We start from the raw sequence: 15,353 nt of genomic DNA, 5'->3' as shown, positions 1-15,353 counted from the left end.
CTGTATAAATAACCAGTAAATCATTTAACGCCACCCACGAGGTACATCATGGCTGTGATCACACAGTACGTAGTTGTTCGCAACGGAGAAGAAAAAATGAAGTTCACCACCAAAGCCGAAGCTGATGCGTACGATAAAATGCTCGACATGGTCGATCAATTGATGCCGTTGCTAGAGCAAAGCGAACTCCTTGGAAATGAACAAGCCTGCGAAGACCTCGCCTTTTATCTGGCCAAGCAGCGCGAGCCGGTGTTAGTTGCCCTAGGCGCGAAAAAGCCGGCAAAGAAGCCGGCTAAAAAAGTCGTAAAGAACACCGATACGCGTGCTACTGAGCTTCCGGCTTCTGACCAGTCTGCTCCAGATACTTCCGCCGCTTAAACCAGAAGATTATTGCGCCCCAAGGCACAGCGGCAGAGATAATCCAAGGGGCGCTAGCCCCCGCTGAGAATGCAGAGGCACCAAAGAACTGAATATTAAACAGCTGAATTGCGTATTCGGCTGTTGTCCAGTTCACTTGTATACTCCCTATACCCACCGCAATAAAAATAATCCACAGCCATTTTTTACTCGGAACGGGCGTTCGAATACAGGCCACAAGCGTCACAAGTATGAAAATAGGAACCGCAATAGCCATTAAAAGCACCGCATATTGAATGGGGCTTTTTTCTGCCAAATCAAAGGCATGTAAAGAACTTTGCGAACCCTCTGTTTGATATACATGAAAGTCGAGAACTTCATATTCGTCCTCTCGAGAATTCAGCACCACATTCACCAAATTCCATCCCGATTCGAATTCATATTCAAAGGTAATGCTCACTTCCCTTAGGTTATTGATTATATATACTTGATAGCCAATGAGTTCTACTGATTTGGGCTCACCTGGGTAGAAGTAATTTGCCACGTCAAGGATCAGCGCATCAGATACTTGCGCGGCTAACTCAGGGGTTAAAAAGCTACGTACATACTCGACATCTTTGGCCTTTAGCCTCGTTAAATACTCTCGTGCAAAATCCGACTCTTGTTCCGACACCAATCTGTCGGTTAGAAATTCTGAACTACAAGACGCAAGAAACAGGGAAAGAAAAGTCGCAGCTAGTATTTTGTAAAAGCGCATGGGGAGTCCTTTTTATTTTTATTTTTCTATAGTTATGGCGTTATCACACCTTTTGATCGAACTTAACCGGGGTTGGAGCCGTATCAACGATCACAACGGTTCCCGCTAATTTGTCATGCCATCCCTGCTTCTTAGCATCAATGCCAATCCAGATAAAACCCAAGCCTAGTGGCAGGCCTGAAATAATGTAGGCAAAGTAGCGCCCAATCGACTGGGCAACCGTAAGCTTATCGCCAGTAACTGCATCAACGACTCTAAGTTTCAGACCCATTTTACCCGGCGTGCCTAGAAACCTCCGCCAGAACCAAATGGTTGCAACGAACGGAAATACATAACTTAGAAGAACATCCCAAGTGCCGTGCACCAGTCTATCGTCGAGCCAGTAATCCACTCCATAGATAAAACTCAGGGGAGTACCGATGACGATAAGAAGAATAATAGTATCAATGACTGCCGCCCCAAGGCGCAGCCAAAAGCCAGCGTAATGGTAATTTTCCATAGTGAATTCCCTCTCAAACTCTAGTTTTTTTTATAATCAGCGACGTTCAGCGGACAAACAGTATAGATTGAGCAACGGCCATATAATGATAGAAATACGTGCCACGAACATTAAACTCACCACCAAATCATTACGTTAATATATCTAGGAACGGCTACAGCGTAAACGAAAATGAATAAGTCTACGACGGCGTTTTGGATTATAGGCGAACCACTACTTTTCCTTTGTGGGCGGCCGCCTCGAAATGGCGAAATGCATCGCGCACGCTAGAGGTGGTGAACTCAAACTCGGAGTCAATCACGGGCTTGAACTTGCCCGCTTCGAAGAGTTCGTTAAAATAAGCGAGTTCGCGATTACTTTGCAGCCCAATAACCTGAAGCTTCTTGTCGCGTGCTCGGTTTATACGCAGGCCTGACAATACTATTTTCAATAAGTGAGATAATCCCCCACCTAAGGTTGCATAAACACCAAAAGGTTTTAAAGCACGTTCATAATCCGAGGGCGATCGATCTGACTTCACATCAATAATTAAATCATAACGTTTTCCAGTGCGGGTGAAATCATCCATGCGATAATCAAGCACATGATCAAACCCCCACCCCCGCATTGCATCCAGCTTCGCTGCACTATCAACACCAGTCACTTCCAGATTCTGACGTTTGAGAAGTTGTATCGCGATACTGCCGACACCACCACCTGCGCCATTAATCAACACTTCTTGTCCTAATTCAAGGTCACCGGCTGCCCTTACCCCTTGCAGGGCCAACATCCCCGCGTGTGGGATGGAAGCAGCTTGCACAAAACTCATCCGTGCAGACTTTAAGCACACTGAGCGTTGCGGTACACACACATACTCTGCAAAGCCACCGAAACCACATCCTGATAAATCGCCGAACACCTCATCGCCTGGCTTATACGCCGTAACCTTATTCCCAACCGCTTCGATGATTCCCGCAACATCGGCACCGAGCACAATACGCGGACGCAATAGACCCGCCATAAGGCGATTAGGAACAAAGGGGGTACCGTGAAGTAATCCCCAATCCCAATCGTTAATCGAGACAGCCTTAATTTTGATAAGCACCTGATCACCCAACGGCCTCGGTGTTGCAACCTCTTCAATGGTGAGAAAGTCCGGCGAACCATAGCGCTTTAGCATCAGTGCTTTCATCTAGCCTGCTCCTCGACAATTGGGTGTGTTCAGGTGCTTGCTTCAATAAATTGTGAAATATACGTCCAGTGCTATTCCTTCTCTAACCGGCGACGTTCGGCAGAAAGTCGAAACACTTTCAACATCGACCACGCAAAAGCGACCTTTAACAAAGGGAGGCTTAAAGAAGTAAAACTAGCGAAAACAAACTATGAGGAAGGCTCTTCCATGAGGAAACTATCTGAGCGGACTCATTAAATTCAGTTGGACGTTGTCTGTCGGCTCGCGTTTTTTATTCTGATTTGAGATTACTAAAAGAGAACACCTTGAACAAGTGAAAGCTTCGCGGAACTGTGTTGACCTTGGACAGGTCTTTCACCCAAATTAATGCACGGCTACAGCGTGTTGTTTGGCCAGAATCAGCCTAAGCGCCTCTAGCGGCTGAGGCCGATGGAGATGAAATCCCTGCACATTTCCTATGCCTAAGCCCATTAGTGTATCGAGTTCGTTTTGAGTCTCGACCCCTTCAGCGATTAATGAACTCTCAATATCTTGAGAGAACTTTACAAGTGAGGTTGCGAGCGCTCGACGGGAAATATCCGTGTCGATATCCCGAACTAGGCTCATATCCAGCTTAATAAAATCTGGCTTGAGGTGCAGGATGTGGCGGAAACTAGCATAGCCGGCGCCGGCGTCATCAATGGCTATTCGTAAACCTTGCTGACGCAAGGGCATCAGGGTTTCGGCGAGTAATCGATAATCGTCGATGATCACATGTTCAGTAATTTCTAATACAAGTCTATGCAATGGCATCTGATGTAATATTTTACCGAATCCCTTCTCTAAGAAAGTAGTGGCAGAAACATTGAAACTTAAATAGAGATCCTCCGGCAGATGTTCCAAAAGCATTAAGGCTTTTTCCACAGCCTTCGCTTCTAGAATCTCGCCCAACCCTACTTCAGCCGCATCATTAAACCAGTCGGCGGGACTTTTGCCCAACTCCGATGAAAAACGCGCGAGTGATTCCACCCCCACAATTCGACCTTGGGTCACATCCACAATGGGTTGCCAGACCATATAAAAACCGTCACTGTCTAACAGTGCGCCGATAGTTTTTTTCTTGGTTTTTTTGCCTTCAGACTGCTCTATACTCTTTTGGATAAGGCCCGAGGCGATATCCGCAAATACATGCATTAACGCTAAATCACGTTGGTTTAGGCTGTAATCGGCATGAAAACTGAAGCTACAGAAAGTACCAAATATCGAGCCATCCTCAAGCCGAATGGGAGCACTCAGATGAGCCCCAATACCTAGCTGCTCAGTGGCAGGGAACTCCATTGCCAGCGGTACCTCCTGAGCATTGCGAATAAGCTCAGGCAACAACCCATCGACGACATATTTGCAATAACTCTCTTCTAAAGGATCACTATTGCCTACTTTTAATAGCAAGTGCTCTTCGCTTTGATCCACATAGCGAAACACTCGGTGTCCATTTTCAAATTCGGAAATAAAGGCAACGTCCATGCCCACATACATTCGAGCCGAATGAAGCAATCGTTGAAGCATAGCTCCAACCGTGGCCTCACTAAGATCAAAAGTACTTTTGAGTAATTCAGATATACCATACTCGGAATTGGCTTCCTTCAATCTATTCACACTAGCCATAATGCCGCTCCTTGTGGTAACTACGAAGTTCTCCAACTCCAAATACAACATATTGCTTAAGGCAGAACTCCTGAGTGCAGAGGTTTATTACATGCAAAATCTTGGTGATACTCCCACCTGAGCATGTCTATAAGTATAGTCTAAATAACGAAAACAGGGGCTCAGCGCCCCGTGGGAAGTGAATTAAGTGGCTTTGTCGTGCATTTTCCTACACTTTTTTCTATCCCAGTGAGCTACAGATTCTGGAATCACGCCTTTGGTTTCAACGTTTTATTAGATTCGTCGGCTATTGCGCTTCCCTAAAGCAACAGCTAGCCTTGTTCATACTATGAAAATTCGCTATTCATCACTGGCTATTTGGTTACTCTTCTATTTTTTGCTTACGCTGCTACCTATGGGCGCTGCACTTGTATTCGATCGTCCTGAACCGCGCGGTTTTCTTGTGGAGTTCGGCTCCCTGCTTGGGTTGCTAGGTTTAGGGGTGCTCGCCATGCAGTTCGTTATTTCCGGCCGGCACCCATGGTTTGCCTCGGGTGTTGGGCAAGATAATTTATTGCAATTTCATCGACAAATGGGTCTCTTTGCTTGGTTGCTGGTACTTGCTCACCCTACGACACTGATGCTCGCAGACCCGCAATTCATGGATTATCTTAATCCGTCTGATCAAACTTTACGGGCGATTTCCTTATCTGCTGTGGTGATCGCAACCACAGTGCTTATTGTAAGCTCTTTGTGGCGCGTTACATTCAAGCTGCAATACGAGTGGTGGCGTGCTTTGCACGGTATTTTATCGCTGTTTATCGTCAGTGCAGGGCTAGGCCACGGGCTACTCGTAGACCATTACACCGCAGGCTGGCCGGTAAAAATCGCACTCTGCGTGCTAATCGGCATTGCTGTGTTGTTACTCATCGAATCTCGTCTGCTACGGCCTTTACGGATGAAGCGTAAGGCCTGGAAAGTCAGTGATGTTGAAGTAGTCGACGGTGACGCAACCCGATTCCTATTGAAGGCGGACAAGCATCAGGGCATGACCTTTATGCCTGGGCAGTATGTATGGATTACCTTGCACCACACCCCTTTCTCCCTGCAGCAACATCCGTTCTCGATTCATTCCGATGCCAATAACCCGACGCACCTCCAGTTCACCGCGAAACATGTGGGCGATTTTACAAAGTCTCTTAAGCATACTGAGGTTGGAAGTAGCGCTTGGGTGGAAGGTCCATACGGCGTTTTCACCATGGATGTTCAGAGTAAACGAGATGCTGTTCTTTTCGCAGGTGGCGTGGGCATCACACCGATCATAGGCATGTTGCGAAGCTGCGTATCCGAAGCTAGTGATAAAAGCCTTACCCTGTTTTATGCTAATCCCGATCGCGATTCAGTCTTGTTCTGGAATGAATTAAACGAGCTCTCGAGTCAACTGAACCTTAAGGTGATTCATGTACTGGAAGATGCACCTGACAATTGGGAAGGCGAAACAGGCCTTATCGATGCAAAACTATTAGAGCGCTATTTACACACAGCTACGGCAGATAGCGATTACTATATTTGCGGGCCCGCACCACTTATGAATTCGGTCGAATCATTTTTGCGAGAGAAACAAATCCCACTTAAATCTATCTATTCTGAACGGTTCGATCTGGTATAACCAACGCCAAGGAGGCTTTTATGGTGCACTTATTTGCAAAACACGCTGGAACCCTCATTGCAGTCGCACTGATTCTAATCACCCTGATAATCGCATGGGTGCTTTAGGCGGTGTGTTTGGCTCCTATCGCGATGGGTTTGAACTCTTTAATCGAGCTCGTTCAAGCGAAAAGCGTATTCAAGTGGTGCAAGGGGCGAGCCACTACGATCTCTATGATCAACCTGAAGCGACCCGCAAGGCATTGGATGAGATAATCCCATTCTTTCGCAATCACCTAGGAGCCTAATCTGATATGAAACGGTATGCGTCCGGCCTGATGATTATCGTCATTGTGAGTATTGGCGTTATGTCAATGTTGCGTTTTAATGTTTTTCAGCCGTCAATTCACAATTACCCATCATCATCGCAATTTGACGACGGACGTTTTCACAATCCTCGCCCGGCTCAGCCGGGCGAGATGCCCACCTCAACCATACGCACATTCTGGGATGTATTTTTCAATAAGCCTGAAGACACAGTGCCGAGCTCTCCTATACCGATTCACCAACTTACCCAAGCAAAGCTCGAAGCAGCGCCTAATCGCAGCTTATACCGATTAGGTCATTCAACAATTCTAATGAAGCTGCAAGATGAATGGTTTCTTATCGATCCTGTGTTCTCCGAGCGCGCCTCTCCAGTCAAGTTTGCTGGGCCGAAGCGTTTTCATCCAGTACCGATAGTCATAGATGACCTCCCCCCCATTCGCGCTGTCATTATCTCCCATGATCACTATGATCATCTTGATCGCGCCACTCTTCGTAGGCTCGATAGTAGAGTGAGCGAGTTTATTACACCGCTAGGTGTCGGCGATCGCCTAGTTCACTGGGGTATTGAAGCAAATAAAGTAAATCAGTTCGATTGGTGGGGCAGCATGAGTATCAATGACATTGCAATCACTGCAACACCCGCACAACACTTCTCTGGGCGTGGTTTAAGAGATGGCAATGCTACGTTATGGGCATCCTGGGTAATTGAAGACAAATCCGAGAACGACACACTGAAGGTGTTTTTTAGTGGTGACACGGGATACTTCGATGGCTTTACTGAAATTGGTGAACGTTTCGGTCCATTCGACATAACGCTCATGGAGACCGGGGCATACAATGAACGATGGTCGTATGCCCATTTGCATCCAGAAGAAAGCGTTCAAGCGCATCTCGATCTTGATGGCCAATGGCTTTTGCCCATTCACAATGGCACTTTCGATCTTGCTTTTCATGCTTGGGATGACCCGTTCGAACAAGTTCTGCATTTTGCCGAAAAACACGGTGTAAAAATAACAACCCCCATGATTGGGGAACGCATTGATATGACAGCTCCGCATCAGGGGGACGCTTGGTGGCGCACGCTAGATCAATGAAGCGACGTTTCCACAGTTTGTGTGGGTTGCTCGGTATTATCAAATGCGGCTAGCGCAAGTGCTTCAGGTCGATGAATTGCATAACCTTGCCCTAGATTAATACCGAGAGAACGCAAGTGCTCGATAAGTTCGGGCTCTTCAATGCGCTCGGCAATGGTAGTGAGGTTCATCACCTGTGCGATATGTTGAATCGATCTAACAATCGCTTGGCTCACTGGGCTGTTAATGACATTTTGAATAAATTCCCCGTCGATCTTTACATAACGAATCGGCAGTTTCTCGAGATAATTAAAGGTGGAAACGCCACTACCAAAATCATCTAGCGCAAATTCAATGCCCCGTTTTTTAATCTCGCCCATCATTTCTGCGGTTTTACGGATATTACTCACTGCCGCAGTTTCTGTAATTTCAATACACACACAATGAACTGGAACCGTTGGGTATTTGGCTAATAACTCATCGATAAAATCAACAAACGTGGGGTTGCTTAATGTAATGCCTGACACATTCACAAAGAGCCGACAACACTCGCCCTTCTCTTCTTTTAATTGCTGGAACACCTTGTTTAAAATATGGCGATCAAGCTTTTCGATTAAACCAAATCGCTCCGCAGCGGAAATAAAGGCGACCGGAGAAACTAAATCACCAGATTCATCCCGCAATCGGCTCAGTACTTCACGATGTACCACAACTCCCGGGTTATCCAGCGCCACAATACTCTGAGCAAACAATACGATCCGATCTTCCCGCATGGCTTTTTTCAACCGATTGGTCCAATCCATATCCTTTCGCTGTTGGCAAACATCAGAATCATTTGGATCGGCAATTTGCACCCGCGCCCTGCCCTTATCTTTGGCCAAGAAAGATGCAGAATCTGCGGCAGCAAGCGCTTCTGATAACGTCATTCCCGATTCGGCGCCAAAGTAGGCAATACCAACACTAGCACTGACACTGAACTGCTGGCCACCACATACAAAAATATGCTCGCTAATAGTCTCAATAAACGACTCGGCGATGGCAACGGATTTCTCTTGAGAGCATTGCTTTAATAGCACCACAAACTCATCGCCACCAACGCGTGCCAGCATGCCACCGTGCGGCACCTTGTCCATAGCGTGCGCTAATTCAATCAGAAGTTGGTCGCCAGCATGATGTCCACAGCGGTCATTCACAATTTTAAAATGATCTAGATCGATATAAAGAACGGCGTGGGTTCCTTTGGTTTTCTCCAATCTCGCACTGTGTTGCTCCAGTTCTCGACGATTGAATAACCCCGTTAATGGGTCGTGCATCGCTTGATAGCGTACCTGCTGAGTCATCAAATGCGCTTGCGTCACATCGTAACCTTGCACAAAAACCCCGGTGATTTCGTCGAGGTGGTTACGCATGGGTTGATAAACAAAATCTATGTAGACGACGTCACGGGTACTGCTTCCACTGCGGTGCAGCTTCACTGGAACGGCATTTCCTACAAAAGGCTCACCACTTTCAAATACACGATTCAGCAGCCCTATAAATCCTTGGTCAAGTAGCTCCGGCATTACTTCGGCTACACTTTTGCCAATGATATCGTTACGGCCGATTAATTGAAGATAAGCTTGATTGGTGATTTCGAAGATATGATCCTTCCCTTTCACCACACATAAGAAACCTGGTGCTTGTTGAAAAAGAGAATTCACCCGTGTTCTTTCTTTTTGAAGAATTGCATCAATGTATTGGTCTGTATCGAGCGTTACTGGCTCTGTTTCCATCACTATTTCATTTTCAATTTCCATGTCGCTCTCCCAACTTCCATTCAACCAATAAGCACAACGAATAACATTCATTTTTGTAAAGTCGAGCGTAACCAAAACTCAACAATGAACCAAGACTATTTGTAAAGAAAGTCGATAATCAGCTGAATATGCGAGATTAATTTATTAGCCGAGAGTGGTTTTAGTGGGAAAATCGAAGGTGAATGCTTAATTTTTGTGCAAAAAACAATCACAATAGGTTTGCGCTTATCCGCGGGGGAGAAACTGAAGCCGTCGGGGCGGCCTCATTCCATCTTAACCTCGTATCTGGCTACTCTGAAGCCGTGTCAGCGCTTGACTGAGCAGGTACATACTCCACGGATAGTCCTCGAAATAAGGAATATACCCTAAGCCCGACATAGGTGAATAGCGACGAGAATAGGCCGAACACCACCCCAAAGAAAGCCCCTATAAAGGGTGATGTTATAAGGGCCTTTATTCCTGTAACGTACTGCCCATTCCATTGCAGAACCTCTGCACCAAATAGAGCTGCTATTCCGAAAAGCGTGGTGATAGCGCTACAGCCGACAACAGAGCCCAACACAATAAGCTTCACGATAGACGATCCACGAACTCTTGACACTACCAGTGTTTCCGTATTCTTCATTATTGATTCCCTCTAACAACAAAATACAACAAAGACCGCCCGCATTGTTCACCTATCGCCTTTTGTTAATGGGCAAGTGGCTCAGCCACTTGTCCCAAAGCCCCGAAGGGGCGATTGAACAGATTGTTATACGTCGTGGTGATCATCCTGCAAGTACTCAAAGCCTTCAATATTCAAAAACTCCTTAACTCCCTCTTCGCGAATCGCATCTAGAGCAGCTTCAACTGCACGATCCTTCGATTCAAAAAACTCATTCCAGTTAGATGCAATGCCAATCTCGTTCACAACGGAAAGCGACCATTCATCCTTTCTGAGTTCAGTTACAACAATTTCTAGCCTGACTCCCTCTCCTATAAAGGTCTGGCGGTGCTCAAGGGCGATTTTCCCAGTTCCCTCACTTTTCATAATTCATCCTTCCTTGGTTCATCGTTGCGATACTTTGCTCCCTGCATTCGCGCGATGCGAATTGTGCGTGCTCATTTAGAACGGCGCACTTGCCTAATCATTTTTCTTTAAAGCTGAAGATAGTGAGAACCATGAGATTAGGCAAGATGATATTGCGTATTCTTTTACCGGGTTCATAGGTATCTATTGTTTAATAAATCAGGGCATCGCGCTACGCATACGAAAAAACCCGCAGCGTTTGCACATTGCGGGTTTCTTTTGAATTCGTGGTGCGTCCGAGTAGACTCGAACTACCGACCCCCACCATGTCAAGGTGGTGCTCTAACCAACTGAGCTACGGACGCACATCTTGTTTTGCTCGCTTGCGCGAACGGGCGCTATATTAGTAATTCCCCTGCTCTGGCGCAAGTGTTTTTTCAGTGCCCTGCCTTCTGCCGCTGCTTAATCGTTGAGTTTTTGCACGATTCACTGGATTGGGCAAAAAACTGCATGTAATTCACATCAGTTTTCGCCTTTATTCGCCATGTCTTGCTAAAGGGGTTATAACCCAACCCTGCTTGGCGAACCAGTTGCAGTTCGTGGGCCGCTACCCATGCAACCATTTCCTTGGGATTTACAAATAAGGCCTGCACCGCAACCGACATCGAGAATGCGCAAGCCTTGAAGGGGTTGTTCGGTATCTGCGTTGAGATAAGTGCGTTCGTTTTTCTCTAACTTAGGTTCGCGATGCCGCCTTTGGGTTCGGGCCAAGCCAGTGCCTTGGCCCCAAAACATGAATCACATTCATGTATATACGCAAAAAGCATGAATGGTATTCATGCTCTTAGTCCAACGCAGTGGGTTGATTACCGCAAGTTACTCGCATGAAAGCGCAAGTGCTCTTCAATAAAGGTGGCGATGAAATAGTAGCTGTGGTCATAACCTGGTTGCATACGAATTTGTGCTCCTGCGCCGGCGTCTTTGTTTGCGGTACGGAAATAATCGGTGCGCAAATGCTCGTCGAGAAACTGATCTGCATCTCCCTGATCAATGAGTATCGGGGGCAGATCCTGACCTGCAAGCTCTTCGAGCAAACAGGTCGCATCGTAATTGCGCCAGGTGTTTTCATCAGTTCCCAAATAGCCGGTGAACGCTTTTTTACCCCAAGGCACTTGGCTTGGATGTACGATCGGTGAAAATGCCGAAATCGATGCGTAGCGCTGCGCATTTCGTAGCCCAATGACCAGTGCGCCATGTCCACCCATCGAGTGACCAGAAATCGCGCGCTCGTCGGTGAGAGGTAAATTCGCCTCCACCAGATCCGGTAGCTCTTTCACGATATAGTCATACATTTGATAATGGGTGCGCCATGGTTCTTCAGTGGCATTCACGTAAAAGCCTGCACCCTTACCAAAGTCATAGGCGCCATCGGCATCATCAGGTACTTCTTCACCGCGCGGGCTGGTATCAGGGATAACCAGTGCCAACCCCAGCTCAGCTGCCACCCGTTGAGCGCCTGCTTTGCTGGAGAAGTTTTCATCGGTACAGGTGAGTCCCGATAGCCAATACACTGTGGGGACATCGCCCTGCTCGGCTTGCGGAGGTAAGAACACGGAAAACTGCATGGTGCAATTGAGCACATCGGATTCGTGCTCAAAGCGCAGTTGGCGACCACCAAATACTTTCTTTTCGTCTTTTAGCTCCATCTCCATAACAACCCTCCTCGTTAAAAATGAATCACGCTACGAATCGATTTACCTTCGTGCATCAAATCAAACGCGTCATTAATGTCTTCAAGCGGCATGGTGTGGGTAATAAAGGTGTCTAACTCAAACTCACCCTGAAGATAACGCTGCACATAGTCTGGTAATTGCGTGCGCCCTTTTACACCGCCAAAGGCACTACCACGCCAAACTCGTCCGGTAACGAGCTGGAATGGACGGGTGCTAATTTCTTCGCCGGCACCGGCCACACCAATGATTACCGATTCCCCCCACCCTTTGTGGGCGCACTCAAGTGCTGCACGCATCACTTTAACATTGCCGATGCATTCAAAAGAGAAATCAACACCACCGTCGGTCATATCAACAATAACTTCTTGAATCGGTTTATCGAATTTGCTTGGATTCACCACATCAGTGGCGCCAAGCTTCTTGGCGATATCGAATTTATCTTCGTTAATATCGATGGCAATAATTCGAGATGCTTTTGCCATTACCGCCCCGATGATCACCGACAAGCCAATACCGCCAAGCCCAAATACCGCGACGGTATCGCCTGGCTGAACGTTGGCGGTATTCTTCACAGCCCCCATCCCGGTCGTCACACCACAACCCAGCAAACAAACTTTCTCTAACGGCGCTTCTTTGGGGATCTTAGCAAGGGCAATCTCAGGCACCACCGTGTGCTCTGCAAAGGTGGAGGTACCCATGTAGTGAAAAATAGGTTGGCCGTCTTTTGAAAAACGGCTGGTTCCATCAGGCATGAGGCCTTTGCCTTGGGTGGCGCGAATAGCCTGACACAAATTCGTTTTACCGGAGGTACAAAACTTACAGGTACCGCACTCTGGGGTGTACAGAGGAATCACGTGATCGCCCACTGCAACCGAAGTAACCCCCTCGCCGATGGCTTCAACAATACCTGCGCCCTCGTGCCCTAAAATGGCGGGAAAAATGCCCTCAGGATCAGCACCAGAAAGCGTATAGGCGTCCGTATGACACACTCCACTGGCCACAATGCGAATAAGTACCTCGCCTTTTTGTGGTGGCTGCAGATCAACCTCTTCAATGGTTAAGGGTTTTCCGGCTTCCCACGCAACCGCGGCCCGTGTTTTGATGGTTTCCATTATCCGTCCTTTTATTCGTGTGTGGTGTGTACGTAAAACAAAGCTTAGCTCATTGTAATTATTTCTTTTGCTTTATTAATCAGCCAATATAAAATTCACCTTTTCATTTTTGCAATAATAGGTCGTACAGGATGAAGCATTGGCAAGGTATTTCAGAATTTGTCGCTGTGGCTGAGCACAATAGCTTTACTCAGGCCGCGCAGCATCTGCACATATCCGTTGCTCAGGTATCACGCAACATCGCAGAACTTGAAGCGCGGCTCGGCTTAAAATTGCTTTATCGAAGTACGCGCAAAGTCAGTCTAACCGAAGAAGGTCATGTGTATTTAGCCCACTGCCGTCATTTAGTAGACAGTCTTGAACAAGCGAATCAGGCCCTCTCTTCTCTAAAGCAAACGCCGCGCGGGGTATTAAGAATGACGGCGCCTGTGTATTTTGGGGAAAATAAGCTCGCTCCCATACTCACAGAGTTTTTAAATCGTTACCCAGAGGTGGCGTTAGATATACATCTCACCAACGCCAAACTCGATTTAATTCAGGGCGGGTATGATGTAGCCATACGCTTGGGCACCTTGGAAAGTTCATCATTAATTGCACGGCGGCTTGGCACTCGCAATCAATACATTGTAGGCTCACCACGCTATTTCGCCGCGAATGGCATCCCGAAAACCATAGCAGATTTAGCCCAGCATCAATGTTTGCAAGGCAGTTTAGAGCACTGGCGATTCCATTGCCCTGAGCGTGGCCTGCAGCAATTTCGGCCGCAAGGGCGAATTCACTGCAACAGCGGTCCTTTCCTATTGCAGGCTGCGTTAAATGGAATGGGAATAGTGCAATTACCTGATTACTACGTCGACACTGCACTCGATGCAGGCACTTTGATTGCGGTTATGCCGGAGTTTCAACTACCCAACGAAGGAATTTGGGCGGTTTATCCGCAAAACCGTCACCTGTCTGCGAAGGTGCGCCATTTGGTCGATTTTCTTAAGGCGCAACTCAACGTCGAACGTTAGCTCTGCAATCCTTTATTCAGATTCAATTTGTGCCAGTACCTCATCCAGCCACTGATGCAAACGTTGCGGCGGCATGGCGCCGGCAGTGCGAGCAATTTCCTGTTCGCGATAGAACACAATGGTGGTAGGAATGCTGCGTACGTTGTAGCGCTGACCGAGTGTGGTCTCGTTCTGGGTATTAATTTTCGCAAAGCGCGCTTTTTCCGCGAACGGCGCTGCCACCTTCTCGAAAATCGGTGAAAACTGCTTACATGGACCGCACCATGGCGCCCAAAAATCCACCACCACTGGAAAGTCGGCGCTCATATGCCGTTGGTAATTATTTAAGTGCAAGTCAACCGGCACACCGGTGATGAGCGGCTTATCGCAGCTTCCACAATGAGGGTGTTGGTCGATGCGATCATCGGGGACGCGGTTTTTAGTATCACAGTGTGGGCAGGTAATGATCATCAACATCTCACAGAATTTACTTCAGATACTCTGAAGATGAGGCCTGCCTTCGATAATTTCAAGTTACACCGGTTCCGCGGCGATCACATAATCAAAACCGTAAGGAATACTATTGTGCCTTTCCAGAAGCGCTCTGCCCTGCGCCTCTAAAGCCTCAATCTGCGACAATAACCCTGCCCGCAGACGCTCATCTTGAACTAGGTGTAGCCGATCTCGGCACATACCAAGCTGGCTGTGAATAAAACGCTCACCATAGCGGATCGGAAAACGGCGACCTTCAACAGGATTAAACCCAGCCCGCTTGAGGGCGCGTGCCATCCAATCGCTCGGATACTCTCGATAGGGACGATGGCCGACGAGTAACAGCATGGCATCGCGAAAACGTCCAACATCGCCAATATAGCGACCACACTCATCCTTTTCCACGACGGGCACATAGGGTTCCACGGCGGTGATATACATGCGCCCTGTCACATGTGGCCGCAATCGTTCAAAGGCCAGATCTTGCCAATATGGGGCAAAGCCATCGATGGCGCCGATAAAGTAATCCACGAGTACTGTATCGAAAGTTTCCCCAGCCAATAGTTTCGGGTCAACCCAATTACCGACAACGATGCGATCGTTTGCACGCAGTGGCTTTGGATAGGCTTGTTTCGCGTTTTCTGCCATGCCGGGGGATGCAGTAACAGCGGTCCAGCGCTCAGTGTTAAGTGTGCTCAACCATTGCATACTTTTCACCCCGGTGCCCGCGTCTAAAAAACTCCCCCACGACCGGTTTCCGTGGAG

General features: G+C 47.5%; 15 protein-coding genes and 1 tRNA gene. 5 read left to right on the top strand and 11 right to left on the bottom strand.

The annotated features are described in order from the left end of the window. The first annotated feature begins 48 nt into the window (after window positions 1–48). Window positions 49–378: a YebG family protein gene (locus HXZ99_RS01425; protein ID WP_194755487.1), complete on the top strand. Its 330-nt coding sequence runs from the start codon at window positions 49–51 to the stop codon at window positions 376–378. On the opposite strand, the gene HXZ99_RS01420 is transcribed toward HXZ99_RS01425, so the two are convergent. From HXZ99_RS01420 to HXZ99_RS01405, 4 genes are all read right to left on the bottom strand, one after another. Further along, the gene (locus HXZ99_RS01420) at window positions 326–1,114 is read right to left on the bottom strand and encodes a hypothetical protein (RefSeq protein WP_194755486.1); all 789 of its coding nucleotides are present in this window, start codon (window positions 1,112–1,114) and stop codon (window positions 326–328) included. The genes HXZ99_RS01425 and HXZ99_RS01420 overlap by 53 nt on opposite strands. A 43-nt stretch (window positions 1,115–1,157) precedes the next feature. Next, a complete protein-coding gene (locus tag HXZ99_RS01415; protein ID WP_194755485.1) occupies window positions 1,158–1,613 on the bottom strand; it encodes an RDD family protein in 456 nt (151 codons plus the stop codon). 199 nt (window positions 1,614–1,812) lie between these two features. After that, window positions 1,813–2,784, bottom strand: a complete 972-nt coding sequence (locus tag HXZ99_RS01410) for an NAD(P)-dependent alcohol dehydrogenase (RefSeq protein WP_194755484.1) — start codon at window positions 2,782–2,784, stop codon at window positions 1,813–1,815. A gap of 363 nt (window positions 2,785–3,147) precedes the next feature. Then, the gene (locus tag HXZ99_RS01405; protein ID WP_194755483.1) at window positions 3,148–4,428 is read right to left on the bottom strand and encodes a sensor domain-containing phosphodiesterase; all 1,281 of its coding nucleotides are present in this window, start codon (window positions 4,426–4,428) and stop codon (window positions 3,148–3,150) included. Between the two features lie 328 nt (window positions 4,429–4,756). Between HXZ99_RS01405 and HXZ99_RS01400 the strand changes: the two genes are divergently transcribed. From HXZ99_RS01400 to HXZ99_RS01390, 3 genes are all read left to right on the top strand, one after another. Continuing rightward, the gene (locus HXZ99_RS01400; protein ID WP_194755482.1) at window positions 4,757–6,076 is read left to right on the top strand and encodes a ferredoxin reductase family protein; all 1,320 of its coding nucleotides are present in this window, start codon (window positions 4,757–4,759) and stop codon (window positions 6,074–6,076) included. A 94-nt stretch (window positions 6,077–6,170) separates the two neighbouring features. Further along, entirely contained in the window at window positions 6,171–6,362 is a 192-nt protein-coding gene (locus HXZ99_RS01395; protein WP_228517492.1) for an alpha/beta hydrolase family protein, read from the top strand. Window positions 6,363–6,368: 6 nt separating this feature from the next. Next, window positions 6,369–7,475 carry an MBL fold metallo-hydrolase gene (locus tag HXZ99_RS01390; protein WP_228517490.1) on the top strand — a complete coding sequence of 369 codons (1,107 nt, stop codon included), beginning with the start codon at window positions 6,369–6,371 and terminating at the stop codon, window positions 7,473–7,475. Here the strand turns inward: HXZ99_RS01390 and HXZ99_RS01385 are convergent. The 5 genes from HXZ99_RS01385 to HXZ99_RS01365 all read right to left on the bottom strand — a co-directional run bounded on the left by HXZ99_RS01385 (window position 7,469) and on the right by HXZ99_RS01365 (window position 13,104). Further along, complete coding sequence (locus HXZ99_RS01385; protein ID WP_194755481.1) at window positions 7,469–9,250, bottom strand: putative bifunctional diguanylate cyclase/phosphodiesterase; 1,782 nt, start codon at window positions 9,248–9,250, stop codon at window positions 7,469–7,471. The two genes, HXZ99_RS01390 and HXZ99_RS01385, sit on opposite strands and share 7 nt — an antisense overlap. A gap of 751 nt (window positions 9,251–10,001) precedes the next feature. After that, window positions 10,002–10,280 carry a hypothetical protein gene (locus HXZ99_RS01380; protein WP_194755480.1) on the bottom strand — a complete coding sequence of 93 codons (279 nt, stop codon included), beginning with the start codon at window positions 10,278–10,280 and terminating at the stop codon, window positions 10,002–10,004. A 267-nt stretch (window positions 10,281–10,547) separates the two neighbouring features. Next, window positions 10,548–10,624 (bottom strand) — tRNA-Val (locus tag HXZ99_RS01375). Window positions 10,625–11,125: 501 nt separating this feature from the next. Continuing rightward, window positions 11,126–11,971: an S-formylglutathione hydrolase gene (fghA, locus tag HXZ99_RS01370; RefSeq protein WP_269434576.1), complete on the bottom strand. Its 846-nt coding sequence runs from the start codon at window positions 11,969–11,971 to the stop codon at window positions 11,126–11,128. A 14-nt stretch (window positions 11,972–11,985) separates the two neighbouring features. Then, complete coding sequence (locus HXZ99_RS01365) at window positions 11,986–13,104, bottom strand: S-(hydroxymethyl)glutathione dehydrogenase/class III alcohol dehydrogenase (RefSeq protein WP_194755479.1); 1,119 nt, start codon at window positions 13,102–13,104, stop codon at window positions 11,986–11,988. A 131-nt stretch (window positions 13,105–13,235) separates the two neighbouring features. Here HXZ99_RS01365 and HXZ99_RS01360 point away from each other — a divergent pair, with 131 nt between their 5' ends. Further along, entirely contained in the window at window positions 13,236–14,117 is an 882-nt protein-coding gene (locus tag HXZ99_RS01360; protein ID WP_194755478.1) for a LysR family transcriptional regulator, read from the top strand. A gap of 12 nt (window positions 14,118–14,129) precedes the next feature. On the opposite strand, the gene trxC is transcribed toward HXZ99_RS01360, so the two are convergent. Further along, window positions 14,130–14,573: a thioredoxin TrxC gene (trxC, locus tag HXZ99_RS01355; protein WP_194755477.1), complete on the bottom strand. Its 444-nt coding sequence runs from the start codon at window positions 14,571–14,573 to the stop codon at window positions 14,130–14,132. A 57-nt stretch (window positions 14,574–14,630) separates the two neighbouring features. Beyond that, on the bottom strand, window positions 14,631–15,296 hold the full coding sequence (locus HXZ99_RS01350; RefSeq protein ID WP_228517488.1) for a class I SAM-dependent methyltransferase: 666 nt from the start codon (window positions 15,294–15,296) through the stop codon (window positions 14,631–14,633). Window positions 15,297–15,353 lie beyond the last annotated feature (57 nt).

It is taken from the genome of Aliidiomarina indica (assembly GCF_015354615.1).
GTDB classification, from domain to species: domain Bacteria; phylum Pseudomonadota; class Gammaproteobacteria; order Enterobacterales; family Alteromonadaceae; genus Aliidiomarina; species Aliidiomarina indica.
This window is presented reverse-complemented; position numbering and strand designations above follow the sequence as displayed.

What these genes read in the sequence shown, in the direction of transcription:
- HXZ99_RS01400 (WP_194755482.1), top strand. Translation starts at nt 4,757, where the DNA reads ATGAAAATTCGCTATTCATCACTGGCTATTTGGTTACTCTTCTATTTT.
- HXZ99_RS01350 (WP_228517488.1), bottom strand. Translation starts at nt 15,296, where the DNA reads ATGCAATGGTTGAGCACACTTAACACTGAGCGCTGGACCGCTGTTACT.
- HXZ99_RS01365 (WP_194755479.1), bottom strand. Translation starts at nt 13,104, where the DNA reads ATGGAAACCATCAAAACACGGGCCGCGGTTGCGTGGGAAGCCGGAAAA.
- HXZ99_RS01420 (WP_194755486.1), bottom strand. Translation starts at nt 1,114, where the DNA reads ATGCGCTTTTACAAAATACTAGCTGCGACTTTTCTTTCCCTGTTTCTT.
- trxC (WP_194755477.1), bottom strand. Translation starts at nt 14,573, where the DNA reads ATGTTGATGATCATTACCTGCCCACACTGTGATACTAAAAACCGCGTC.
- fghA (WP_269434576.1), bottom strand. Translation starts at nt 11,971, where the DNA reads ATGGAGATGGAGCTAAAAGACGAAAAGAAAGTATTTGGTGGTCGCCAA.
- HXZ99_RS01405 (WP_194755483.1), bottom strand. Translation starts at nt 4,428, where the DNA reads ATGGCTAGTGTGAATAGATTGAAGGAAGCCAATTCCGAGTATGGTATA.
- HXZ99_RS01390 (WP_228517490.1), top strand. Translation starts at nt 6,369, where the DNA reads ATGAAACGGTATGCGTCCGGCCTGATGATTATCGTCATTGTGAGTATT.
- HXZ99_RS01360 (WP_194755478.1), top strand. Translation starts at nt 13,236, where the DNA reads ATGAAGCATTGGCAAGGTATTTCAGAATTTGTCGCTGTGGCTGAGCAC.
- HXZ99_RS01385 (WP_194755481.1), bottom strand. Translation starts at nt 9,250, where the DNA reads ATGGAAATTGAAAATGAAATAGTGATGGAAACAGAGCCAGTAACGCTC.
- HXZ99_RS01425 (WP_194755487.1), top strand. Translation starts at nt 49, where the DNA reads ATGGCTGTGATCACACAGTACGTAGTTGTTCGCAACGGAGAAGAAAAA.
- HXZ99_RS01415 (WP_194755485.1), bottom strand. Translation starts at nt 1,613, where the DNA reads ATGGAAAATTACCATTACGCTGGCTTTTGGCTGCGCCTTGGGGCGGCA.
- HXZ99_RS01410 (WP_194755484.1), bottom strand. Translation starts at nt 2,784, where the DNA reads ATGAAAGCACTGATGCTAAAGCGCTATGGTTCGCCGGACTTTCTCACC.
- HXZ99_RS01395 (WP_228517492.1), top strand. Translation starts at nt 6,171, where the DNA reads ATGGGTGCTTTAGGCGGTGTGTTTGGCTCCTATCGCGATGGGTTTGAA.
- HXZ99_RS01380 (WP_194755480.1), bottom strand. Translation starts at nt 10,280, where the DNA reads ATGAAAAGTGAGGGAACTGGGAAAATCGCCCTTGAGCACCGCCAGACC.